Source organism: Streptococcus pneumoniae (assembly GCF_001457635.1).
Classification (GTDB): domain Bacteria; phylum Bacillota; class Bacilli; order Lactobacillales; family Streptococcaceae; genus Streptococcus; species Streptococcus pneumoniae.
Genome location: NZ_LN831051.1, coordinates 1,145,295 through 1,169,244, shown reverse-complemented (window position 1 = coordinate 1,169,244; position 23,950 = coordinate 1,145,295). Strand labels below are relative to the sequence as shown.

The 23,950-nt window shown below is 41.0% G+C and carries 24 protein-coding genes and 1 tRNA gene; 5 read left to right on the top strand and 20 right to left on the bottom strand.

Annotated elements, in window-relative coordinates; translation table 11 throughout:
- Positions 1-21 precede the first annotated feature (21 nt).
- Positions 22-990 (top strand): NAD(P)/FAD-dependent oxidoreductase, encoded by a 969-nt coding sequence (locus AT689_RS06265; RefSeq protein WP_000081003.1) that lies wholly within the window; start codon positions 22-24, stop codon positions 988-990.
- Between the two features lie 33 nt (positions 991-1,023).
- Here AT689_RS06265 and whiA read toward each other — a convergent pair whose 3' ends face one another.
- From whiA to AT689_RS06190, 14 genes are all read right to left on the bottom strand, one after another.
- Complete coding sequence (gene whiA, locus AT689_RS06260; RefSeq protein WP_000011276.1) at positions 1,024-1,935, bottom strand: DNA-binding protein WhiA; 912 nt, start codon at positions 1,933-1,935, stop codon at positions 1,024-1,026.
- The gene (locus AT689_RS06255; RefSeq protein ID WP_001231093.1) at positions 1,932-2,909 is read right to left on the bottom strand and encodes a YvcK family protein; all 978 of its coding nucleotides are present in this window, start codon (positions 2,907-2,909) and stop codon (positions 1,932-1,934) included. Before AT689_RS06255 ends, whiA begins: the two co-directional genes overlap by 4 nt.
- Positions 2,906-3,796, bottom strand: a complete 891-nt coding sequence (gene rapZ / locus AT689_RS06250) for an RNase adapter RapZ (RefSeq protein ID WP_000163033.1) — start codon at positions 3,794-3,796, stop codon at positions 2,906-2,908. The genes AT689_RS06255 and rapZ overlap by 4 nt, the downstream gene beginning before the upstream one ends.
- A gap of 51 nt (positions 3,797-3,847) precedes the next feature.
- Entirely contained in the window at positions 3,848-4,228 is a 381-nt protein-coding gene (locus AT689_RS06245; protein WP_001140412.1) for a RidA family protein, read from the bottom strand.
- A gap of 10 nt (positions 4,229-4,238) precedes the next feature.
- Positions 4,239-4,826 carry a ribosome biogenesis GTP-binding protein YihA/YsxC gene (gene yihA, locus AT689_RS06240; protein ID WP_000422409.1) on the bottom strand — a complete coding sequence of 196 codons (588 nt, stop codon included), beginning with the start codon at positions 4,824-4,826 and terminating at the stop codon, positions 4,239-4,241.
- A gap of 8 nt (positions 4,827-4,834) precedes the next feature.
- Positions 4,835-6,067 carry an ATP-dependent Clp protease ATP-binding subunit ClpX gene (clpX, locus tag AT689_RS06235; protein WP_000106346.1) on the bottom strand — a complete coding sequence of 411 codons (1,233 nt, stop codon included), beginning with the start codon at positions 6,065-6,067 and terminating at the stop codon, positions 4,835-4,837.
- Between the two features lie 201 nt (positions 6,068-6,268).
- Positions 6,269-6,775, bottom strand: coding sequence for a dihydrofolate reductase (locus AT689_RS06225; protein WP_000162483.1), 507 nt, complete (start codon positions 6,773-6,775; stop codon positions 6,269-6,271).
- A gap of 129 nt (positions 6,776-6,904) precedes the next feature.
- Positions 6,905-7,423 (bottom strand): Dps family protein, encoded by a 519-nt coding sequence (locus AT689_RS06220; protein WP_000229878.1) that lies wholly within the window; start codon positions 7,421-7,423, stop codon positions 6,905-6,907.
- Between the two features lie 496 nt (positions 7,424-7,919).
- The gene (gene lytC, locus AT689_RS06215; protein ID WP_001846607.1) at positions 7,920-9,425 is read right to left on the bottom strand and encodes a choline binding-anchored murein hydrolase LytC; all 1,506 of its coding nucleotides are present in this window, start codon (positions 9,423-9,425) and stop codon (positions 7,920-7,922) included.
- Between the two features lie 37 nt (positions 9,426-9,462).
- Positions 9,463-10,221, bottom strand: coding sequence for a triose-phosphate isomerase (gene tpiA / locus AT689_RS06210; protein ID WP_000087897.1), 759 nt, complete (start codon positions 10,219-10,221; stop codon positions 9,463-9,465).
- A gap of 97 nt (positions 10,222-10,318) precedes the next feature.
- A complete protein-coding gene (locus AT689_RS06205; RefSeq protein ID WP_000221583.1) occupies positions 10,319-10,996 on the bottom strand; it encodes a DnaD domain-containing protein in 678 nt (225 codons plus the stop codon).
- An 8-nt stretch (positions 10,997-11,004) separates the two neighbouring features.
- The gene (gene metA, locus AT689_RS06200) at positions 11,005-11,949 is read right to left on the bottom strand and encodes a homoserine O-acetyltransferase MetA (protein WP_001122712.1); all 945 of its coding nucleotides are present in this window, start codon (positions 11,947-11,949) and stop codon (positions 11,005-11,007) included.
- Positions 11,950-12,130: 181 nt separating this feature from the next.
- Positions 12,131-12,643, bottom strand: coding sequence for an adenine phosphoribosyltransferase (locus tag AT689_RS06195; RefSeq protein WP_001049323.1), 513 nt, complete (start codon positions 12,641-12,643; stop codon positions 12,131-12,133).
- 86 nt (positions 12,644-12,729) lie between these two features.
- The gene (locus AT689_RS06190) at positions 12,730-13,488 is read right to left on the bottom strand and encodes a class I SAM-dependent methyltransferase (protein ID WP_001287230.1); all 759 of its coding nucleotides are present in this window, start codon (positions 13,486-13,488) and stop codon (positions 12,730-12,732) included.
- A gap of 207 nt (positions 13,489-13,695) precedes the next feature.
- Between AT689_RS06190 and AT689_RS12865 the strand changes: the two genes are divergently transcribed.
- Positions 13,696-13,842: a hypothetical protein gene (locus AT689_RS12865; protein ID WP_001846606.1), complete on the top strand. Its 147-nt coding sequence runs from the start codon at positions 13,696-13,698 to the stop codon at positions 13,840-13,842.
- 146 nt (positions 13,843-13,988) lie between these two features.
- Here the strand turns inward: AT689_RS12865 and AT689_RS06180 are convergent, their stop codons facing one another.
- From AT689_RS06180 to AT689_RS06155, 6 genes are all read right to left on the bottom strand, one after another.
- A complete protein-coding gene (locus AT689_RS06180) occupies positions 13,989-15,119 on the bottom strand; it encodes an ABC transporter ATP-binding protein (protein WP_000229959.1) in 1,131 nt (376 codons plus the stop codon).
- Between the two features lie 282 nt (positions 15,120-15,401).
- A tRNA-Leu gene (locus AT689_RS06175) sits at positions 15,402-15,487 on the bottom strand.
- 81 nt (positions 15,488-15,568) lie between these two features.
- Positions 15,569-16,144, bottom strand: coding sequence for a cysteine hydrolase family protein (locus AT689_RS06170; RefSeq protein WP_000158725.1), 576 nt, complete (start codon positions 16,142-16,144; stop codon positions 15,569-15,571).
- Entirely contained in the window at positions 16,144-16,932 is a 789-nt protein-coding gene (codY, locus tag AT689_RS06165; RefSeq protein WP_000940733.1) for a GTP-sensing pleiotropic transcriptional regulator CodY, read from the bottom strand. The genes AT689_RS06170 and codY overlap by 1 nt, the downstream gene beginning before the upstream one ends.
- A 264-nt stretch (positions 16,933-17,196) precedes the next feature.
- Positions 17,197-18,771: a DEAD/DEAH box helicase gene (locus tag AT689_RS06160; protein WP_000671133.1), complete on the bottom strand. Its 1,575-nt coding sequence runs from the start codon at positions 18,769-18,771 to the stop codon at positions 17,197-17,199.
- 198 nt (positions 18,772-18,969) lie between these two features.
- Positions 18,970-20,196, bottom strand: coding sequence for an L-lactate MFS transporter (locus AT689_RS06155; protein ID WP_000841577.1), 1,227 nt, complete (start codon positions 20,194-20,196; stop codon positions 18,970-18,972).
- 193 nt (positions 20,197-20,389) lie between these two features.
- On the opposite strand from AT689_RS06155, the gene AT689_RS06150 reads away from it, so the two are divergent.
- The 3 genes from AT689_RS06150 to gatD all read left to right on the top strand — a co-directional run bounded on the left by AT689_RS06150 (position 20,390) and on the right by gatD (position 23,930).
- Entirely contained in the window at positions 20,390-21,706 is a 1,317-nt protein-coding gene (locus AT689_RS06150) for an FAD-containing oxidoreductase (protein ID WP_000958947.1), read from the top strand.
- A gap of 98 nt (positions 21,707-21,804) precedes the next feature.
- On the top strand, positions 21,805-23,148 hold the full coding sequence (gene murT / locus AT689_RS06145; protein ID WP_001050241.1) for a lipid II isoglutaminyl synthase subunit MurT: 1,344 nt from the start codon (positions 21,805-21,807) through the stop codon (positions 23,146-23,148).
- Positions 23,148-23,930, top strand: a complete 783-nt coding sequence (gene gatD / locus AT689_RS06140; RefSeq protein ID WP_000263194.1) for a lipid II isoglutaminyl synthase subunit GatD — start codon at positions 23,148-23,150, stop codon at positions 23,928-23,930. Before murT ends, gatD begins: the two co-directional genes overlap by 1 nt.
- Positions 23,931-23,950: the final 20 nt, after the last annotated feature.

Below are 23,950 nucleotides of genomic sequence, written 5' to 3'. Positions count from 1 at the left end.
AGAAAAAACAAAGGAGAAACTATGTCTCAACTCTATGATATTACCATTGTGGGTGGTGGTCCTGTCGGGCTTTTTGCAGCCTTTTATGCCCACCTACGCCAAGCCAAGGTTCAAATCATCGACTCTCTTCCCCAGCTAGGTGGACAACCTGCTATTCTCTACCCTGAAAAGGAAATCCTAGACGTACCAGGCTTCCCAAACCTGACTGGAGAAGAGTTGACTAACCGCTTGATTGAACAGCTAAATGGATTTGATACCCCTATTCATCTCAATGAAACGGTTCTTGAGATTGACAAACAAGAAGAAGAATTTGCCATCACAACTTCTAAAGGAAGTCACTTGACTAAAACAGTCATCATCGCTATGGGTGGCGGTGCCTTCAAACCACGTCCGCTGGAACTTGAAGGGGTTGAGGGCTATGAAAATATCCACTACCACGTTTCTAACATTCAGCAATACGCTGGTAAGAAAGTGACGATTCTTGGTGGGGGAGACTCGGCTGTGGATTGGGCTTTGGCTTTTGAAAAAATCGCACCAACTACCCTTGTTCACCGCAGAGATAATTTCCGTGCCTTGGAACACAGTGTTCAAGCCTTGCAAGAATCATCTGTAACCATCAAGACACCATTCGCCCCTAGCCAACTCCTTGGAAATGGAAAAACACTTGATAAACTTGAAATCACAAAAGTCAAATCTGATGAAACTGAAACCATTGACCTAGACCACCTCTTTGTCAACTATGGTTTCAAATCTTCTGTCGGTAACCTTAAAAACTGGGGGCTCGACCTCAACCGTCACAAGATTATCGTCAACAGCAAACAGGAATCCAGCCAAGCAGGTATCTATGCTATCGGTGACTGCTGCTACTATGACGGAAAAATTGATCTGATTGCGACAGGCCTCGGAGAAGCTCCAACTGCTGTCAACAACGCTATCAACTACATTGACCCTGAACAAAAAGTACAACCAAAACACTCTACTAGTTTATAAAAAAGAACCACGAGTCACATAGGATTCGTGGTTTTATAATTCATCGGCTATCTTATTGATTTTTCTGAGTCTGTGATTGACACCACTTTTGGTCAGAGGGGTGCTGAGGCTATCTGCTAACTGCTGGATAGAGTAGTCTGGGTGCTGAATCCTCAGTTGCGCCACTTCCTGCAAATCTACTGGCAAATTTTCTAAGCCCATGATATCTTTGATTTTACTGATATTGTTAATGGTCTTCATGCTGGCAGAAACTGTCCGAGCGATATTAGCTGTCTCGGCATTATTAGCCCGATTGAGGTCGTTACGAGTTTCTCGCAAAATCTTAACCCGCTCAAAATCATCACGTGCCTGCATGGCTCCGATTACTATCAAGAAGTCCATAATGTCTTCTGCTCGCTGGAGATAGGTCACAGCCCCCTTCTTGCGCTCAAGCACCTTGGCATCCAGTAAAAACTGTTGGAGAAGGGAGGCAATTCCTTGCGCGTGGTCCAGATAAACAGAACTGATTTCCAACTGGTACTTGCCTGACTCAGGGTCACGAATGCTCCCATTTGCCAAGAAAGCGCCACAGAGATAGGCACGACCTGCTTCCTCATCCGATAAAATCGCCTCATCAATACCTGTTTCCAAGCCAAAGAAAGAGTCTGCCAAGTGCAAATCACTTAACAAATCCTGCACCTTTTCATCTGTAAAAACGGTATAGACGCGATTCTTGCGAAGATTGCTCCGTTGGTGGTGACGAATTTCAGATTTGATTTCATAGAAATGGAGAAAGGACTCATAGAGGTGACGGGCCAGTTTGGCATTTTCTGTCACAACTGACAAAGTCAAGCCCGAAGTCGAGAGACCGATGCTACCAGACATTTTGATAATGGCAGATAATTCATGCCGGCTCAGATGGTGTTGGCCCAGGATTTCTTCTTTTACTGCTACTGTGAAACTCATTTTTTCACCTGTATAATGCGCATCAACTCGTCCACAATCAAATCTCCATCGTGGAAGGCACCGCCATTTTCCAGACGAAGGAAGTTAGATGAAATCACGCGCGAAACTTGCTTACAAAGACCTACAAAATCGTGTTCCACTTGCACCAAGTATTCATCAAAACGGTTGGAATTCATGTATTTCTGAGGCACTTTTTCAATATTCACCAAGACAGTGTCGATAAAAGGGCGACCAAGGTGACGATGCAAGACTTCCACGTGGTCGCTATCTGTAAAGTGTTCCGTCTCTCCACGTTGGGTCATAATATTGCAGACATAGGCAATTTCTGCCTTGGTTTCCAAAAGAGCCCGCCCAATTTCCTTAATCACGATATTGGGCAAAATAGAGGTAAAGAGGGAACCTGGCCCTAGGACAATCATGTCACTTTCAAGGATGGTCTGCACTACTCGACGGCTGGCCAGAGGCGTATCATCGTTTAGAGCATTAGTCACATAGACATTGTCAATTATGCCTCGATGGTCTACAATATGACTCTCTCCAACCACTTCTGTCCCATCCTGAAAGACTGCATGAAGGGTCAAAGGATGGTCACTGGAAGGATAAATTTTCCCTGTTGTATGGAAAAATTTGCTCAATAACTGCATGGCATTATAGGTTGAACCCTGCATTTCTGACAAGCCAGCAATGATGAGATTTCCCAATGGATGGCCAGCAAAGGCTCCGGCATCCTCAGAGAACCGATACTGAAAGACCTTCTCATAAAACTTAGGCATATCCGACATGGCCACAAGGACATTACGAAGATCACCTGGCGGTGTCAACTGTTGCATATTTTTTCGGAGTTCACCTGAAGAACCACCATCATCTGCCACCGTCACGATAGCTGCGATTTCCACATCTTTTTCCCGCAGACTTTTTAGAATGACGGGAATTCCAGTCCCTCCACCAATCACCGTTATCTTTGGTTTTCTCATGAACGGTTTACCGTTTCCTTTCTGCGGTCTTTGTCGCGATGCCCTTCATTAACAGACCAATTCTTGGATAAGTCCTGCGCCAAGCGTTTAGCAAATGCCACACTACGGTGTTGTCCACCCGTACATCCCATGGCAATGGTCAAAACGGACTTACCTTCCTTTTGGTAACTTGGCAGAATCGGCTCAATCAAGGCCAATAAATGTTGATAAAAGTCTTCTGACTCAGGATGGTTCATGACATAATCATAAACAGGTTCATCCACACCCGTTTGGTTTCTCAGTTCTGGTAGATAATAGGGATTTGGCAAGAAACGGACATCAAAGACCAAGTCCGCATCAATCGGGATTCCATACTTAAATCCGAAAGACATGACTTCGATACGGAAAGACTGGGCTTGTTCTTGGTCTGAAAACTGCTCTGCAAGGGTTTTGCGCAGCTCACGTGGAGTGAGTTCAGTCGTATCCACCACATTTTGGCTCATATTTTTCAAAGGTGCCAAGAGTTCACGTTCCAACTTGATTCCATCTAAAATACGACCGTCTGCTGCTAGTGGGTGACTCCGTCTGGTTTCCTTGTAACGAGCGACCAATTCCTTATCAGCCGCATCCAAAAAGAGGATTTTGAAATCCAAACCATCTTGATTTTCCAACTCATCCAAAACAGCTTGAATCTCTGAAAAGAAAGAACGGCTACGCATATCCACTACCAAGGCCAACTTAGGATTGTCTTCCTTAATTTCAACCAGCTGCAAAAACTTAGGCAAGAGAGCTGGCGGCATATTATCAATGGTGAAATAACCTAGATCCTCGAAGGACTGAATGGCTACAGTTTTCCCTGCGCCACTCATCCCTGTCACAATCACCAAGTGAAGTTGTTTCTTTGTCATCTTTTTCTCCTTATATCAAAAGAAGTTTGGCAACACCAAACTTCAACTAGCTTATCCAATCTCTGCGATGACTTCAATTTCGACTTTTACATCACGAGGAAGACGAGCTACCTCCACAGCTGAACGAGCTGGGAATTCCTCTTTGAAGGCCGTTTGGTAAACCTCATTAAAAGGAACAAAGTCGTTCATATCGCTCAAGAAGCAAGTTGTTTTGACAACATGGTCAAAGTCTGTTCCTGCTTCTGCCAAAATAGCACCGATGTTTTTCAAGACTTGCTCTGTCTGTTCTTGGATATTCTCTCCTACAATTTCCCCAGTTTCAGGGGATAGGGGAACTTGACCGCTAGCAAACAAAAGGTTGCCAACGATTTTTCCTTGAACATAGGGTCCGATAGCCTTTGGGGCCTTATCTGTATGAATTGTTTTTGCCATTTTCTTTTCCTCACAATTTTTCTAAGATTGCATCCCAAGCCTCATCCATCCCTGCCTTGCTGACAGATGAAAAGAGGATGAAATCGTCACTTGGGTCAAAGTTTAATTTCTTTTTGATTGCTGATTCATGCTTGTTCCATTTACCACGAGGAATCTTGTCCGCCTTGGTCGCCACAATGATGACTGGAATCTCATAATACTTGAGAAATTCGTACATCTGCACATCATCTGCTGACGGGTCATGACGAAGGTCAACTAGACTGACAACCGCACGGAGATTTTCCCGAGTCGTTAAGTACTCCTCAATCATGCACCCCCACTTTTCACGTTCCTTTTTAGAAACACGAGCATAGCCATAACCAGGCACATCCACAAAGCGCATCTTGTCATCAATGTTAAAAAAGTTCAGGAGCTGGGTTTTACCAGGTTTTCCTGATGTACGGGCGAGATTCTTACGGTTCAACATAGTGTTGATAAAGCTGGATTTACCAACATTTGAACGCCCTGCTAGGGCAATCTCTGGCAGTTCATCCTGCGGATAGTGGGACTTATTAGCTGCACTGAGCAAGATTTCAGCATTGTGTATATTAAGTTCCATAGTCACCTCTAGGCTGTTTCTAGGATCGGTTTATCCGTTCCATCGACAGTTTCTTTAGTGATGCGAACCAATTTCACATTTTCCTGACTCGGCACCTCAAACATAACATCTAGCATGGTTTCTTCGATGATGGAGCGAAGTCCACGCGCCCCTGTCTTCCGTTCGATTGCTTTATTAGCAATCTCTTGAAGGGCTTCGTCGTCAAATTCCAACTCAACATCATCATAAGAAAGCAAGGTTTGGTATTGTTTCACCAAGGCATTTCTTGGCTCTTTCAAGATGCGAACCAAGTCATCAACGGTCAATTGCTCAAGAGCCGCAAAAACAGGCAAGCGTCCAATCAACTCAGGGATAATACCAAATTTTTGAATGTCTTCAGCGATGATTTCTTGCATATATGAGCTGTTTTCATCAATCGCCTTATTGTTTTGACCAAATCCGATGACTTTTTCACCCAGACGTTGTTTGACAATTTCTTCAATACCATCAAAAGCACCACCCACGATGAAGAGGATATTTTTTGTATCCACTTGAATCATCTCTTGTTGTGGATGTTTGCGTCCACCTTGAGGCGGCACGCTAGCAACAGTTCCCTCGATAATCTTGAGAAGGGCTTGTTGCACCCCTTCACCAGAAACATCACGTGTGATAGACACATTCTCACTCTTCTTGGCAATCTTGTCAATTTCATCCACATAGATAATGCCACGCTCTGCACGTTCGATGTTAAAGTCAGCAACCTGCAAGAGTTTGAGGAGGATATTTTCCACATCCTCACCCACATAACCAGCCTCCGTCAGAGCTGTCGCATCCGCAATAGCAAAAGGCACATTCAAGCTCTTAGCCAAGGTCTGGGCAAGGAAAGTTTTCCCTGAACCAGTTGGGCCAATCATCAAAATGTTTGACTTCTGCAAATCTACATCTTCTGACTCTTCGCGTGTATCGTGGAAATTGATGCGTTTGTAGTGGTTATAAACCGCCACTGCCAAGGCACGCTTGGCACGATCTTGACCAATTACATAGTGGTTCAAGATATGGAGGAGTTCAATTGGTTTTGGCACCTCAGACAAGTCTGCCAAGACTTCCTCAACCAATTCTTCTCGAATGATTTCCTGAGCTAACTCCACGCATTCATTACAAATAAAAGCATTGTTGCCAGCAATTATTTTTTGTACTTCTTCTTGGTTTTTGCCACAAAATGAGCAATAAACCATCATATCATTTTTTCTATTTGTAGACATGATTTCCTTCCATTCTATACTGTCATTCTATCTAAAATAAGGTCATGTAAAAAGCATGAATACTATTGACCAGATTGGTAAAGGCATTTAACCAAAGGAGGATAGAAAGCCCGTAACGCTTTTTACGAAAAGCTTGTGCTCCTGCCAGAAAGCAGATGAAACACAGAAAAGCCGTGAATAGACCAAATAAACTCCGTTCCATTAGAGTTCCTTTCTCTTGCGGTATTGGATGGTAAAATCATAAGGATTCTTCTCATCTTTGGCGTAAAATTTGCTTGAAACTGTCTCAAAAAGAGACAAGTCAAGTTCTTCAGGGAAATAGGTATCTCCTTCCACACGAGCATGAATGTGAGTGACAATCACTTCATCAAGGTAAGGTTCAAAAGCCTGAAAAATTTGCTTCCCACCAATAATGTAGAGATTCTTTTCTTGAGCCTGATACCAGTCAAGAACAGACTGGACGTCCTGAAAAGTAGCAACCCCATCTATCTTTTCTTCCGGATTACGCGTCAAAATCAAGGTTTCCCGTTTTGGAAGCAAGCGACGCCCCATCCCATCAAAGGTCACACGCCCCATCAAGATAGCATGATTCAGAGTTGTTTCTTTAAAGTGCTGCAATTCTGCTGGCAAATGCCAAGGCAGACGATTTTCCTTACCAATCACACCCTCTTCATCCTGGGCCCAAATAGCTACGATTTTCTTAGTCATACTTCCATCCTTTTCACTGATAGTACTATTTTATCAAAAAACTCAAAAAAAGACTGGTTTGGAATAGCTTACAAAATAGAAAAAATCTGTAAGAAATTTCCTACAGATTTATCTATGTTTCCTTATTTCTTACAAACCAGGTGCTTGTCCAAGTTCGGCTGCAAGCATCCAAATTGTTTTATCTGTTTCAGTTTTAGCGCCTACAAAGATACCGTTTGTCACATCGTCACCTTCTTCATCAGTGACATCCAAACCTTTTTGGAAAAGTTCTGACAAGTAACGGTAGATAACAAGAACACGTTCCAAGCTTTCTTCAACATTACGGTATTCACTAGCTTCTTCTTCGATTTCACTATTTTGAAGGAACTCTGTCAATGTAGAGAATGGGCTTCCACCGAGTGTAATCAAGCGTTCGCTGATTTCATCCAATTGACCGTCAAGAGCTTCCATGTACTCATCCATTTTTGGATGCCATACAAGGAAACCACGACCATGCATATACCAGTGCACTTGGTGCAAAGCAACGTGAGCTACATACAAATCAGCAACAGCTTGGTTCAAGACTTCCTTTGTTTTTGCCAATGCTACTGGCGCTGCTTTTGTCAATGATGTTACGTCTTTTACTGCTTCTTTTTTCAATTCTACCATTTTCTTTACCTCATTCATTATTTTTTGTAACCACTTCTTAATGATTACTACCTTAGTATACTACTAAGGAAAACTAATAGCAAGACAAAGAACTTATATGAGAAAAGTTGCAATAGACTGATAATTTAAGAATTCTTTAGAAGACAAAAAAGAGGGTTGGATGCTTATAGTCAATGGAAATCCATCAGCAAACTAGGAAACTAAACCCAGCTTGACCAAAGCACAAGTTTTGAGGTCGCAGGTAGAACTGACCAAGCTGATGTGGTTTGAAGAAATTCCCCAATACTATAATAGATTGAAATAAGATGAAACCAAGTCGATTAGGAAAGGTAAATGAATTTCTAAAATGTTTTACCAATCACAAGGTCTTTGTCTATATTCAATCTACTATATAAGCTTCATTTCCGAGCAAGATCTTGAATTTACTCGAGGATGAACTATCATAAAACAAAGAAAAAGAGGGTGCTACTATCACATCCCTCTTTCAAATCATCGCTTAATACCAAACGCTGACATCTACGCGCCCTTGGATTCCTTTCATGTATTCAGAAGAGGTATATTGCCAACCTTTTTCTCCTGAATAATAAGGGTTTTCCCATTCTAAAGCATTCGTATAGGCCGCTACCCAGTTTACATGTTTTAAAATATCTGGGTGTTTTAAACGCGTCTGTAATAAACTACGATAGCTATAGACATACACATTTTGATAACCCGCCTGCTTCATCGTGTCCATGTACTTGTTGATGATTTTAACCCAAGTGTCTGTATCACTTGGAGCTCTCTTGCTCTTATTTACATATTCCCAGTTCTCAACATCATAATAGATAGGGTAAGACAGGTTCATATTGTATTTCTTTATAAGTTCAATGGTCTGTTTAGCGTCATTCTCAGCATCGGTCTCATTTTCAGCATAGGTATAGAGATAGACACCATAAGGAATTCCCAGACGGTTTAACTCCTTAATGTTATGCGCCAATTCCTTGTCTTCTTTACCGCTATAACCTAGACGAACAATGACACCATCCACCTCGTTCTCATCAATAACCTTTTTCCAATCATTGATACGACCATTGTGCTCACTAATATCAATGACTTTCTTAGCATGTTCGGTTCCCACTTGTTCTTCTCTATTATTAAAGAAATAGCGTTTACCATCTCTGTGAACCCAGCCGACATTCAAATCTTTCTTTTCTTTGAGCTCACCAGAGGCCGCAAAGATATAGCGAGCACCATCCATAATCACTTCGTCAGTCGCCATAGCACCACTTCCAGTCAAATAGTAGTTGCCTTGCCACTCATTCCGAGCCATATAGCCCCACTTCTTGAAATAGTACCATTTGCCGCCCACTTTTTGCCACTCTTGGTTAGCATAAGTTCCATCGGATTTTAGATAAAAATAAGCAGAATAGGCTGGATCATAGAGCCATTCATTTTGCATCATAGCTCCTTGACCATTCAAGAAATAACTTCCTTGCCATTGGCTTTTAGCCATGTAACCCCACTTCTTGAAGTAGTACCACTTATTTCCAATCAATTGCCATTCTTGATGAGCATAAGCCCCATCTGACTTGAGATAAAACCAACTCTTGTAATTACTGTCATAGATCCACTCGTTTTGGGCCATATATCCACCTGATTTCAGGTAGTAATTTCCATGCCATTCATTCTGCGAGTAACGACCATCTGAATTAATATAAAACCAGGCCTTATAGTAGTTGTCAAAAATCCATTCACTTTGAGCTTTAGAGCCATCATCCTTTACATAATAATCCCCATCCCAGTGGGCAGCAGCATTAGTCTGTACTTCTGTGCTCGTTTGCGTTTTATTAGAAGACTGATTTTGCTCTGAACTACTTGAAGCTGTCGTTGTATCCTGCGAAGTTTTTGCTACTTCAGTTTCATTTGCAGCGACATGACTAGTTGCCAAGCCTAGTAAACAGATACTTGCTAATCCAATTTTTGTTTTCAATCTTTCCTCTCCTATAAAAAATGTAACAGACATCTGAATGCTGTTCCACCTAGCTTTTGCTACTTACTGATTATTTTACAAAGTCAAGCAAAGCCAAGAAGCTTTCAGCTTCAAGTGACGCACCACCTACAAGGGCACCGTCAACGTCTGGGCAAGCCATGTATGAAGCAACATTTTCAGGTTTAACAGAACCACCGTATTGAACACGAACTTTGTCTGCGACTTCTTGACCAAAGTCAGCAGCTACAACGTCACGAACAACTTTACACATTTTTTGTGCATCGTCTTGTGAAGCTGATTTACCAGTACCGATAGCCCAGATTGGCTCATAAGCGATAACTGAGGCAGCAACTTGTTCAGCAGTCAATCCAGCCAATGCAGCAGATACTTGAGCACCTACGAATTCAGCAGCTTTACCAGCTTCGTAAGTTTCAAGTGATTCACCACAACAGATGATTGGAAGCATACCGTTCGCAAAGATTGCTTTTGCTTTTTTGTTGATATCTTCGTCAGTTTCATGGAAGTAGTCACGGCGTTCTGAGTGACCGATAACAACGTAGTCAGTACCGATTTCTTTCAAAACTTGTGGGCTAGTTTCACCAGTGAAAGCACCTGCATTTTCAAAATAGCAGTTTTGAGCAGCAACTTTAAGGTTTGAGCCTTTTGCAACAGCAAGAACAGTTGTCAAATCAAGAGCTGGAGCAGCGATACCTGCTTCAACCAGATCTGATGAAGGAAGTTTTGATGCAACTGCTTCAACGAATGCTTTAGCTTCTTCTGGATTTTTGTTCATTTTCCAGTTACCAGCGATAAATGGTTTACGTGACATTTCACATACCTCTTTTTTCAATTTATTTTCTATTTATTCTATCACAATTATACACAGCTTGCAAATCTTACTCGGATTTCAAGCCTACTTGCATGGATTAATCCTTCCAGAGATCCATGGCATTTATGAAATCTGCAGATACCTGTGTCAACTGAGGATTGCTTGCTTCTCTTTCTGCTCTCTTGGCCTCAATTTGAGCCACACTCTTGATTCCTTCATGGCGCCAGTTTCTCAAAATCGCCTGAATGTACTTCCAGTTTGGTTTTCCATTCAAAACAGCTTCACGAAGAGCCTCCTTAATCAAGTCAGCACTGGTTCCATCTTCCTTTAGTGTCTTGGTCAAATCCTCAATCTCAAAAGGCGTCAACAATCGTCCCAACTCCTGCTGGAAGGTTTCCACCAAATCCTTGAGCTGGTTTTGAGGTGTCAGCTGGTCTGAACTTGAATGAACTGCTCCAAACAGGTCATCCAAACGTTCCAAGGCCAAACTAGCATCAAAGAGCAATTCAATTTCGCCATTTAATTCGATAGTACGATACTGGAGCAGTCCCCTTTCCGTCAGATTAGAAATGGACTGGTTGACATCCGAAATTTCCTTGCCAATCCTTTCAGCAATCTGGCTTGGCGACATTTCTTCTAAGCCTGTCGTATTTTGCAAATAGAAAAATTGCCAAACCAGAAAATCGTCGCTAGAAGGAAAGAGTTCCTTAAAATGCAAGAGCAGGGCACTCGGTAAAACCAAGATACCTGATTTAAAAGCGTCTAAATATGTCATAATTCCTCTTATAAATACCCATATGCAGATGCATCATCTTCTATCTTTCTCCAATCAAAAGGCGTCTCCTGATAGACCGCATGGTTTACCCAATTACTGAAAAAGAGGGCTGCAGATGAAGACCAACAAAGACAAGGTACCTGATTAACATCATCATCTTTAAAGTAATTTTCTGGAATATGTGGGTCGAAACCTGCATCACGATCTCGAAAATACTCTTTTGCCAAGGTATCACGGTCATACTCCAAATGACCAAAACTATAAATTTCTCGTAAATCACGACTGGCCAAAATAGAAACCCCAACCTGAGGTCCTTCTGATAAAATCTCGAGATTGGTCTTGTTTAAGACCTCTTCCTTAGAAATCTCCGTGTGCCGTGAATGAGGGGATACATAGCTATCATCAAAGCCTCTAAATAGAAGGTGACCCTCTTTTAGGGTGTCCTGAGGATAAATACCTGATAGCTTACTGTCCATCTGGTATTTTTCTACACCATAGCGCAGATAAAGCCCAGCCTGAGCCCCCCAACAGATATGAAGGGTCGAATAGACATGAGTCTTAGACCACTCAAGCATCTGTCTAAATTCCTCCCAATAGTCCACTTCCTCAAATGGTAAATGCTCAACTGGAGCACCCGTGATGATCATCCCATCAAAATACTCATCCTTGACTTCAGGAAAAGTTTTATAGAAGGTCTCCATGTGCTCTGAACGAGTTGTTTTAGAACGGTGGCTCTCCATATAGAGAAAATCAATATCCAGTTGTAGGGGTGTATTAGCCAAGTGGCGCAACAACTGGGTCTCTGTGACCATTTTCTGTGGCATGAGATTTAAAATTAAAATCTTCAAAGGACGGATATCTTGGTGGGCAGCACGTTGATCATCCATGACAAAGATATTCTCTGTCCGTAAAATCTCAACAGCTGGCAATTTTTTATCAATTCGAATCGGCATAACCCTCTCCTAACTGTACTCTTTCAGGAATAATTGCATATGTTTGAAGACAAATCTCAAACACTTAGTCCTTTTATTATACTGTAAGAAGATATAGTTTTCAATTATAGTTTTTCTCTAACTAGTTATAGTCTATTTTTATATCCTAGTGTAGAGAAAACAGCCCTAGGGACTGTTTTCATTAATAATGCATAAGAACTTTGTAGTCGTAGTCACCAATTTTTTCACGGCCGTTCAATTCATCCAATTCAACAAGGAAGGCACAACCTGCCATAACACCACCAAGTTTTTCAATCATCTCGATAGTTGCCTTAACAGTTCCACCTGTCGCCAAAAGGTCATCTACAATAAGAACACGTTGACCTGGCTTAATGGCATCCGCGTGCATAGTCAAGGTATCGACACCGTACTCTTTTTCATAGTCAGCAGAAATAACTTCGCGTGGCAATTTACCTGGCTTACGAACAGGCGCAAAACCAATTCCCAACTCAAAGGCAACTGGACAACCCACGATAAATCCACGAGCTTCAGGTCCCACGATCATGTCGACTTTCTTGTCAGTAGCATACTGAACGATTTCACGAACAGCGTAGCTATAAGCATTTCCATCAGCCATCAAAGGACTAATATCACGGAAGGTAATGCCTTCCTTTGGATAATTTTCAATTGTTGCAATGTAATCTTTTAAATTCATCTTTTTCTTTCTTTCAAAGTTTTTTACTCTCTATTATAGCATATTTTTTAAGAAAGAAAAAAGGAAAAGTTAACTTCAATAATTATCTAACGTTTTGACGATTTATAACTAGCCATCGCAATAAAGCCCAATTTCTGTTTATTCTTAGCAAACATTTTATACATAGTTAAAAACTGCTTTCTATTCTCCTTTTTACAAGCATTTACACAAATTTTCAAAGTTCCTAGCAAACCTTCGTCATAAATCATACCCGATAATTTCATTAATGTCATTTCACCAGTCAATGCTTTCACATCACAATAACCTGATTCTATCATCACCTGTTCCCAACCATCTTGAGTTAAAGGACCTACATTTACATGAATTGCTTGTGATAATTCCTGTCTGATAGACTCTTTAGCTTCCTTAAGAAGTACATCATGTGTCAAGAGAAGACCTCCAGGTTTTAATACCCTTAGATATTCCATTACACATTTTTTCTTAGCTTGATCGGCTTGCATAGTCAGCATAGCTTCATTTATAACAATATCAAAACTAGCATCTTGATAAGGAAGTTTCATTGCATTTGCTCTTTCAAAACTGATTAAATGAGCAACACCTGCCGTTCCAGCAGATTTTTTAGCCACTTCTAAAGCTTGAGCATCCATATCAACAGCAGTTATCTTGCAACCAAAACGCTGTGCCAACTCAATTGCTGTAGTTCCCCTATTACACGCAACCTCTAGTATTCTCTTTTCTTTTGAAAATCCTCCTTCTGCAATTAACCAATCTGTGGCACGCTTTCCACCTGGACGTAAGCGTTTTTTCCCCAATTTTGCTAAAAACTTATGACCTGCTTCTGACATTTGAACACCTCTGTTTTTTCTTCATTATAACACAAAATGATATTATCTGACAATTCTAATCTATTATTTGATAAACTAGAATCAAAAGCATACAAGTCACCATAACTATAGCATAAATTTATTATTACCTCTCTAGTTCGAATTCAATTGCTCACGTAGTTTACGCATATAGCTTCACTTGTAGATGGTACCCACAAATAATACTCAATGGAAATCAAAGAGCAAACTAGGAAACTAGCCGTAAACTGCTCAAAGTACAGCTTTGAGGTTGCAGATAAAACTGACGAAGTCAGTAATCATACGTACGGCAAGGCGACGTTGACGTGGTTTGAAGAGATTTTCGAAGAGTATTAAAGAGCATCACAATATAGATGCATAATATGACTTCCCTAGCAAAAAGGAGAGAAGCATTTTGTTTCTCTCCCTAGATTAACTGATATCTCTCCACTACAATTGATAAAGAAATATCTTTTCTTGTAGTGCTTTGAATTTTATTTATTTTAGTAGATTGTTTTTTCAGTTTCTACATCGAAGAAGTGTGCTTTGTTCAAGTCAAATCCAAGCTCAACTGTTGCACCTGTTTGCAAGTAGTCACGAGCATCAACTTTTGCAACAAACTCGTCTTTACCAACTTGGCAGTAAAGGTGAGATTCTGAACCAAGCAGTTCTGATACAGAGATAGTCGCTTTTACAACACAGTCTGGGAATGTTTCAAGGAAAGCAGGTTCTGCATTCACGTCTTCTGGACGGATACCAAAGATCAATTCTTTTCCTTCGTAGCCTTTTTCACGAAGAACTTTCAATGCTCCTTCTGGCACTTTCAAACGGAAACCGTCAGAAACAATTTCGCTACCAACCAATTTCACGTTGATGAAGTTCATAGCTGGGCTTCCGATGAATCCTGCAACGAATTTGTTAACTGGATTTTTGTAAACTTCTTGAGGAGTGCCGATTTGTTCTACACGTCCGATAGTACCTGTACCAGCAGGGTTCTTAGTAGCTGACATAATAACGATACGGTCTGCAAGTGTCATCGCTTCTGTTTGGTCGTGAGTTACATAGATAGTTGTAGCTCCGATACGACGGTGAATTTTAGCGATTTCAGCACGCATTGATACACGAAGTTTGGCATCCAAGTTTGACAAAGGTTCGTCCATCAAGAATACTTTCGCATCACGGACAATCGCACGCCCCATGGCAACACGTTGACGTTGACCACCTGAAAGGTCAGCTGGTTTACGTTCCAAGAATTCTTTCAATCCAAGTATTTCAGCTGCTTCTTGAACACGTTTGTTAATGTCTTCTTTGCTGTATTTACGCAATTTCAAACCGAAAGCCATGTTGTCATAAACAGTCATGTGTGGGTAAAGAGCGTAGTTTTGGAATACCATGGCGATATCACGGTCTTTTGGAGCTACGTCGTTGACAACCACGCCATCGATAGATGCAGTACCTTCTGTAATGTCTTCAAGACCAGCAATCATACGGAGTGTAGTTGATTTACCACATCCTGAAGGTCCTACGAAAACGATAAATTCTTTATCTTTGATGTTCAAGTTGAAATCTTCAACTGAATAGTGTTCGCTGTTTGGATATTTTTTGTAAATATTTTTAAGATTCAATTCTACCATGAGGTGAACTCCTTTTGTCTTTTGATAATTATATTATATATGAAAACGCTTTATATTTCTATGGCAAGATGACCAAAAAAATAAAAAAGTTCTGTGCAACTTGCACAAAACTTTAGAGAATATCGGAGAATTTGAAGAAGATAATCTTTATTATTCTTCTATGACAAAAGCAGAAACAAGGATCAGTTTTCCCATATTTTCGCTGATTCTCCACTACATTTGACTGGATTCTAATTTTTTAGAGAAATACAAAAGAGCTAGCTTTAGCTAACTCTTTTCCTATGCGGAGAGAGGGACTTGAACCCTCACGACCTAAAGCGGTCACAGGATCCTTAGTCCTGCGCGTCTGCCAATTCCGCCATCCCCGCATCGATTACTTTACTAGTATATCAACTTTTGGGATGCTTGTCAACACTTTTTTTCAAATTTTTTCATTTTCACCAACCAGGTTACTCAGAAAGTTCATTTAGATTTTCATCTACTAACTTAGCTCCGAGTGTATTTTTGAAATGACCTAGGGCAAATTGATGATTTTCAGGCCAGATGGAAGCAACAGCTGGTTTAACAATCTCGATGTCATATCCTAGATTATAGGCATCTATAGCTGTATGTAGGACACAGATATCCGTCAAGACACCTGTTAAGATAACGGTAGACACTCTACGCTCTCTCAAACGAATATCTAGGTCAGTCCCTGAAAAAGCTGAGTAATGGCGTTTATCCATCCAAAAGACACGACTGTCTGAACCATGCTCTTGATAAAAGTTCCCCAAATCTCCATATAAATTCCGTCCACTCGTCCCAATCAGATTATGAGGAGGAAATAACTTACTTTCCGGATGGAAACAATCGTTTTCTTCATGAGCATCAATAGTAAAGAAGATATAATCTCCTCGTTCAAAAGCTAATCGAGTTACCTTGCTGATGGCATCCGAAATCGCCTGAGCTGGAGCACCTGCTGTTAGTTTCCCACTATCAGCAACAAAATCTTCTGTATAATCAATCGAAATTAAAGCCTTTGTCATTAGTAATCTCTTTTCTTCACTTCTTCAAAAATATCTGAAATCAAGACCTTAAGATAGGTTCCCTTCATTCCAAGTGAGCGACTTTCAATAATCCCCGCAGACTCAAGTTTACGAAGAGCATTGACAATCACAGAGCGAGTGATTCCGATACGATCTGCAATCACTGACGCAGTCAACTTCCCTTCATTTCCATTTAATTCCCCTAAAATTGCTGAAACAGCACGGAGTTCGGAGTAAGAAAGGGTATTGACCGCCATGGTGACAGCAGTACGACGACGAATATTTTTCTCATCTTCTTCACGTTGGAAGTTAAGAAGCTGAATCCCAACAACGGTACTGGCAATCTCAACAAGAACCAAGTCCTCATCTTCGAATTTTTTATCATTACGCCAAATAATCAAAGAACCAAGGCGAATCCCCGATACATGAATCGGTGCAATAGTCGTCAAGCCATCTGGAAAATCATCTCTACTCTCAACAGGGAAAATACTCATATCATGCTCAACAGGTAAGTTTGCTTCTGTTTCGTAAATCATATTAGCCCCTTGAACGTAGTCATCTGGGAAAATCTTAGTTTGGAAGAATTGCTCTACGCGATCTGTATTTGTTTTATAACGCATAAAATAGCCAAGCAGACGTCCCTTACTATTGATAATGCAGGCATTGCAATGAATAATATCCGCTAACTGACGCGTAATAGCGTTGTAAGGAAGCTCATCCTGCAACTGCTCCTCTGAGCGTTTCAAAATTGATGTAATTTTTCTAGTTTTTTCTAATAAATGTGCCATTTTTCACCTCGAATTTAATCGCTATCATTATAACATAAAAACGTCTCTTTTTCAATAATTATCTGAAAATTCCTTATTGACTTGCATTGACTTACAATTTAATTAAAAACCAGAATATTTTTAATTAAATTGTTCCTTTTCTATTGACAAGTTGCCTATTTTTGTGTATCATAATATTATAAAAGATAATATAATAATTTTATTTGTCTTTTTCACATTCGGTCTCCTTATATAAAAAAGCGATTCATTTTGAACCGCTTTTTCTTATTTATCACCTTTGTTACGAATAACAAAGCCTGTTTGCTTTTCGCTTAAAGTATTGCGTGGTTTTTTATTATCCTTACGGTAACGTTTTTCCTTATCAAAACGATCGTTGCCACGACTTCCTTTTTTGAACTCATCACGGCGACCATTGCCACGGCGATCACGCTCTCGACGGTCGTCCCCACGACGGCCTCCACGACCTCCCTTAGCTTTACCACCGAAACCATTACCTGATGGTTTAAACGGTAGTGGTTTTTCACGTGCAATCTCCACTTCTGGAAGGCTATCTGGGTCTTGGACTGTCAGACTCAAGATATACATTGCCAATTCTTCTGGAGTAAACTCAGCAGCCAATTTGCGAGCATCCTTACCAAATTTCTCAAAATTGGCACGAATGGTTTCATCTGCAAAATCACGTTCGATTTTCTTGAGAGCTACCTGTTTTTTTGATTGGAAGGATTCTTCTACACTTGCAGGTTTGAGACCTTTCATGCGTTTCTTAGTCAAGTTTTCAATGATTTGAAGGTAACCCATTTCGTTTGGAGCAACAAAAGTAATAGATTGACCTGACTTACCAGCACGACCTGTACGACCGATACGGTGAACATAACTCTCAGGATCTTGTGGAATATCGTAGTTGTAGACATGGGTCACACCTGAAATATCCAAACCACGCGCTGCAACGTCTGTCGCAACCAAAACATCAAGATTGCCATTTTTAAAGTCACGAAGGACACGAAGACGTTTGTTTTGGTCTAGGTCGCCATGAATTCCTTCTGCACGGAAGCCACGAATTTTCAAACCACGAGTCAATTCATCCACACGGCGTTTGGTACGACCAAATACAATAGCGAGTTCTGGTTGTGCCACATCCATGAGACGAGTCATGGTGTCAAATTTTTCTTGTTCCTTAACACGGATATAGTACTGGTCAACCAATTCTGTTGTCAATTCCTTAGCCGCAATCTTGACATGTTCAGGGGCTTTCATAAACTGAACACCGATACGTTTGATGGCATCTGGCATAGTTGCTGAGAAAAGCAAAGTTTGACGGTTCTCAGGTACACGGGAAATAATGGCTTCGATGTCTTCAAGGAAGCCCATGTTAAGCATTTCATCCGCTTCGTCAAGGATAAGGGTTTCAATGTTTTGTAATTTCAAGGCCTTGCGTTTAATCAAGTCCAAGAGGCGACCTGGAGTTCCCACCACGATATGGGCACCAGATTTAAGAGCCTTAATTTGTTTTTCAATGCTTGATCCGCCATATACTGAACGGACTTTGACTCCCTTACTACGACCAAAGCGGAAGAGTTCTTCTTGACTTTGGACAGCTAGTTCACGAGTTGGAGCGATGACTAAGGCTTGGATAGTCGCTTCTTCTGTACGGATTTTTTCAAGGGTAGGCAAGCCAAAGGCTGCAGTTTTTCCTGTACCAGTCTGAGCTTGACCGATAACATCCTTGCCTTCAAGGGCCAAAGGAATAGTTTGTTCTTGGATAGGACTAGCTTCTACAAAACCAGCTTTTTCAATTTCTGCCAGCAAATCAGCAGACAAGTTTAATTCATTAAATTTCACGTTATTCTTCTTTCTAAAGGTGGTGCGAAGCCACCCTATAGGGCTTAGTTTATACTTTTCTTTTTATGACGTATTTTCATATAACTAGATATAAAATCGTGTTGCTTCTTTTCCACAAAAGAAAAGTACTGTTTTCTTTGCAACCTATCTAGTATAACACAAGACCAGAGCAAAAGATAGTCCCATTTCTACAGAAAATCATGTAAGCGGTTTTTGACTTTCTTTTTTGATTGAACGACCTAGATAATAAGACAAAGCCAAGGCGATACTGTATAAAATGAGAAAAACGAACAAGGTTTGTGTGTACGAATGAGCCATTTTATAAGTCTCTGCTAATAAAATAGGTCCCGCTAAACCAGCCATTGCCCAAGCTGTTAAAATATATCCATGCAGAGCGGCCAATTCCTTGGTTCCAAAAATATCACTGAGATAAGCTGGGATCAATGAAAAACCAGCTCCATAGCAAGTCATCAAAATAGACATAGCGACTACAAATAAAACGGAATCTGTAAAGAGCCAAAGTGAGAGAGAAAAGAAAAGATTAACAAGCAGTAATATACTAAAGGTTAGAGGGCGACCGATATAGTCAGACAAACTCGCCCAGAGCAAGCGACCAAATCCATTGAAAATCCCCAAAACACCCACCATTACTGCTGCATGACTTGTAGACAAGCCAGCCATCTCCTGTGCCATTGGCGATGCCGCTGAAATTAAGCCTAAACCACAAGCTATGTTGATAAAGAAAATAATCCAAAGCATATAAAACCGATTGCTTTTTAGAGCCTGATTTGCAGCCATTCCTTGCGTCAAAGAGGCTGTTTTTTCTTTCCCTGAAGAAGATAAAATTGCAAGCTCTTGCTCATTTGGACGCTTAATGAATTGTGAAGCTAGGAGCATGATAATAAAGTAACTTGCTCCTAAAATATAAAAAGTTTCTACAAGCCCTACCCCTGCGATGAGGTGTTGCGCTATGGGACTAGTCAATAAAGAAGCAAAACCAAACCCCATAATCGCTAAACCTGTTGCGAGACCACGTTTATCAGGAAACCATTTTATAATCGTCGACACAGGGGTAATATAGCCTGCTCCCAAACCAAGCCCACCTAAAATGCCATAAGCGAGATACAACAACCACAGCTCCTGACGGTCTATTGCAAATCCTGTTAAGATATTTCCACCTGCGTATAGAAAAGCAGATAGACTTCCCATGACTTTCGGACCAAATTTTTCTACCAAACGCCCCATAAATGCAGCCGATAAGCCCAAACAAAAGATTGCTAGACTAAAGGCGAAGGCAACAGAAGCCTGATCCCATCCCGTTTTTTCAATAATAGGGTTACGATAAACACTCCAGGCATAAGTCGAACCCAGCATTAAGTGTAAAATGACCCCAGCAAAGGCAATAATATAACGATTCGATTTCATAAAACCTCCTATTTTCGAACATTTATTCTTTATTATATAAAAATAGATAGGATTTTAGTTTATCAAGCTTGTCAAAAAATTACTAGTTTTTTGTCTGGAAAGCGTTTTCATCTTTTTCTGTCTTTTTCGTAGCAGAATTGTGCAAAAGTTTTTTTCTTGTGCTAGAATGTAATTCGAATAGGAGGAATTCTAAATGTTAACTTATGATTTAATCGTTATCGGATTTGGTAAAGCTGGTAAAACACTAGCTGGTAAATTGGCTTCAGCTGGCAAAAAAGTTGCCCTCGTTGAACGTAGCAAAGCTATGTACGGTGGAACTTGTATCAACATCGGTTGTATCCCAACTAAAACTTTGCTGGTTGCTGCTGAGAAAGACTTGTCTTTTGAAGAAGTCATTGCTACCAAAAACACGATCACTGGTCGCCTCAACGGTAAAAACTATACGACTGTTGCTGGTACTGGCGTCAATATCTTTGATGCTGAAGCTCACTTCCTTTCAAATAAAGTCATCGAAATCCAAGCTGGTGATGAAAAACAAGAATTGACTGCTGAAACTATCGTCATCAACACTGGTGCTGTTTCAAACGTCTTGCCAATCCCTGGACTTGCTACAAGCAAAAACGTCTTTGACTCAACAGGTATCCAAAGCTTGGATAAATTGCCTGAAAAACTTGGAGTCCTTGGTGGCGGAAATATCGGTCTTGAATTTGCTGGCCTTTACAATAAACTAGGAAGCAAGGTTACAGTCCTAGATGCCTTGGATACATTCCTACCTCGTGCAGAACCTTCCATCGCAGCTCTTGCTAAACAATACCTGGAAGAAGACGGTATTGAATTGCTTCAAAATATCCATACTACTGAAATTAAAAACGACGGTGACCAAGTGCTTGTCGTAACTGAAGACGAAACTTACCGTTTCGACGCCCTTCTCTACGCAACTGGACGCAAACCAAATGTAGAACCACTTCAACTTGAAAATACAGATATTGAACTAACTGAACGTGGCGCTATTAAAGTAGATAAACACTGTCAAACAAACGTTCCTGGTGTCTTTGCAGTTGGAGATGTCAACGGTGGTCTTCAATTTACTTACATTTCACTTGATGACTTCCGTGTTGTTTACAGCTACCTTGCTGGAGATGGCAGCTACACACTTGAGGACCGTCTCAATGTGCCAAATACTATGTTCATCACACCTGCACTTTCACAAGTTGGTTTGACTGAAAGCCAAGCAGCTGATTTGAAACTTCCATACGCAGTGAAAGAAATCCCTGTTGCAGCCATGCCTCGTGGTCACGTAAATGGAGACCTTCGCGGAGCTTTCAAAGCTGTTGTTAATACTGAAACAAAAGAAATTCTTGGTGCAAGCATCTTCTCAGAAGGTTCTCAAGAAATCATCAACATCATTACTGTTGCTATGGACAACAAGATTCCTTACACTTACTTCACAAAACAAATCTTCACTCACCCAACCTTGGCTGAGAACTTGAATGACTTGTTTGCGATTTAAGTTGAAATCTCATCTTAACTGACAGCCCTCTTTGGGCTGTTTTTACTTCTACGAAACACCAAATCTGTCTTTTCCCTCTTTTGTGATATAATAGAAACATGAACTTAAAAACTACTTTGGGCCTTCTTGCTGGGCGTTCTTCCCACTTCGTTTTAAGCCGTCTTGGACGTGGAAGTACGCTCCCAGGTAAAGTCGCCCTTCAATTTGATAAAGATATTTTACAAAACCTAGCTAAGAACTACGAGATTGTCGTTGTCACTGGAACAAATGGAAAAACCCTGACAACTGCCCTCACTGTCGGCATTTTAAAAGAGGTTTATGGTCAAGTTCTAACCAACCCAAGCGGTGCCAACATGATTACAGGGATTGCAACAACCTTCCTAACAGCCAAATCTTCAAAAACTGGGAAAAATATTGCCGTCCTCGAAATTGACGAAGCCAGTCTATCTCGTATCTGTGACTATATCCAGCCTAGTCTTTTTGTCATTACTAATATCTTCCGTGACCAGATGGACCGTTTCGGTGAAATCTATACTACCTATAACATGATATTGGATGCCATTCGGAAAGTTCCAACTGCTACTGTTCTCCTTAACGGAGACAGTCCACTTTTCTACAAGCCAACTATTCCAAACCCTATAGAGTATTTTGGTTTTGACTTGGAAAAAGGACCAGCCCAACTGGCTCACTACAATACCGAAGGGATTCTCTGTCCTGACTGCCAAGGCATCCTCAAATATGAGCATAATACCTATGCAAACTTGGGTGCCTATATCTGTGAAGGTTGTGGATGTAAACGTCCTGATCTCGACTATCGTTTGACAAAACTGGTTGAGTTGACCAACAATCGCTCTCGCTTTGTCATAGACGGCCAAGAATACGGTATCCAAATCGGCGGGCTCTATAATATCTATAACGCCCTAGCTGCTGTGGCCATCGCCCGTTTCCTAGGTGCCGATTCGCAACTCATCAAACAGGGATTTGACAAGAGCCGTGCTGTCTTTGGACGCCAAGAAACCTTTCATATCGGTGACAAGGAATGTACCCTTGTCTTGATTAAAAATCCAGTCGGTGCAACCCAAGCTATCGAAATGATCAAACTAGCACCTTATCCATTTAGCCTATCTGTCCTCCTTAATGCCAACTATGCAGATGGAATTGACACTAGCTGGATCTGGGATGCAGACTTTGAACAAATCACTGACATGGACATTCCTGAAATCAACGCTGGCGGTGTTCGTCATTCTGAAATCGCTCGTCGTCTTCGTGTGACAGGCTATCCAGCTGAGAAAATCACTGAAACGAGTAATCTGGAGCAAGTTCTCAAGACCATTGAGAATCAAGACTGCAAGCATGCCTATATTCTGGCAACTTATACTGCCATGCTGGAATTTCGTGAACTGCTGGCTAGTCGTCAGATTGTTAGAAAGGAGATGAACTAATGGTTTATACTTCACTTTCCTCAAAAGATGGCAATTACCCCTATCAGCTCAACATTGCCCACCTCTACGGAAATCTCATGAATACCTACGGGGACAATGGAAACATCCTCATGCTCAAGTATGTGGCTGAAAAACTGGGAGCCCATGTGACCGTTGACATCGTTTCTCTCCATGATGACTTTGATGAAAATCACTACGACATCGCCTTTTTCGGTGGTGGTCAAGACTTTGAACAAAGTATCATTGCAGACGACCTACCTGCTAAAAAAGAGAGCATTGACAACTACATCCAAAACGACGGTGTAGTTCTGGCTATCTGCGGTGGTTTCCAACTATTGGGTCAATATTATGTTGAAGCTTCAGGAAAACGTATCGAAGGGCTAGGGGTCATGGGACACTACACGCTCAACCAGACCAATAACCGTTTTATCGGTGACATCAAGATTCACAATGAAGATTTCGATGAAACCTACTATGGATTTGAAAATCACCAAGGTCGTACCTTCCTCTCTGATGACCAAAAACCGCTGGGACAGGTTGTCTATGGAAATGGAAACAACGAAGAAAAGGTCGGTGAAGGGGTTCATTATAAGAATGTCTTTGGTTCCTACTTCCACGGGCCTATCCTCTCTCGTAATGCCAATCTGGCTTATCGCCTAGTTACTACTGCCCTCAAGAAGAAATATGGTCAGGACATCCAACTCCCTGCCTATGAGGACATTCTCAGCCAAGAAATCGCTGAAGAGTACAGTGACGTCAAAAGCAAGGCTGACTTTTCTTAAACAAAGGAAAATGATATCAA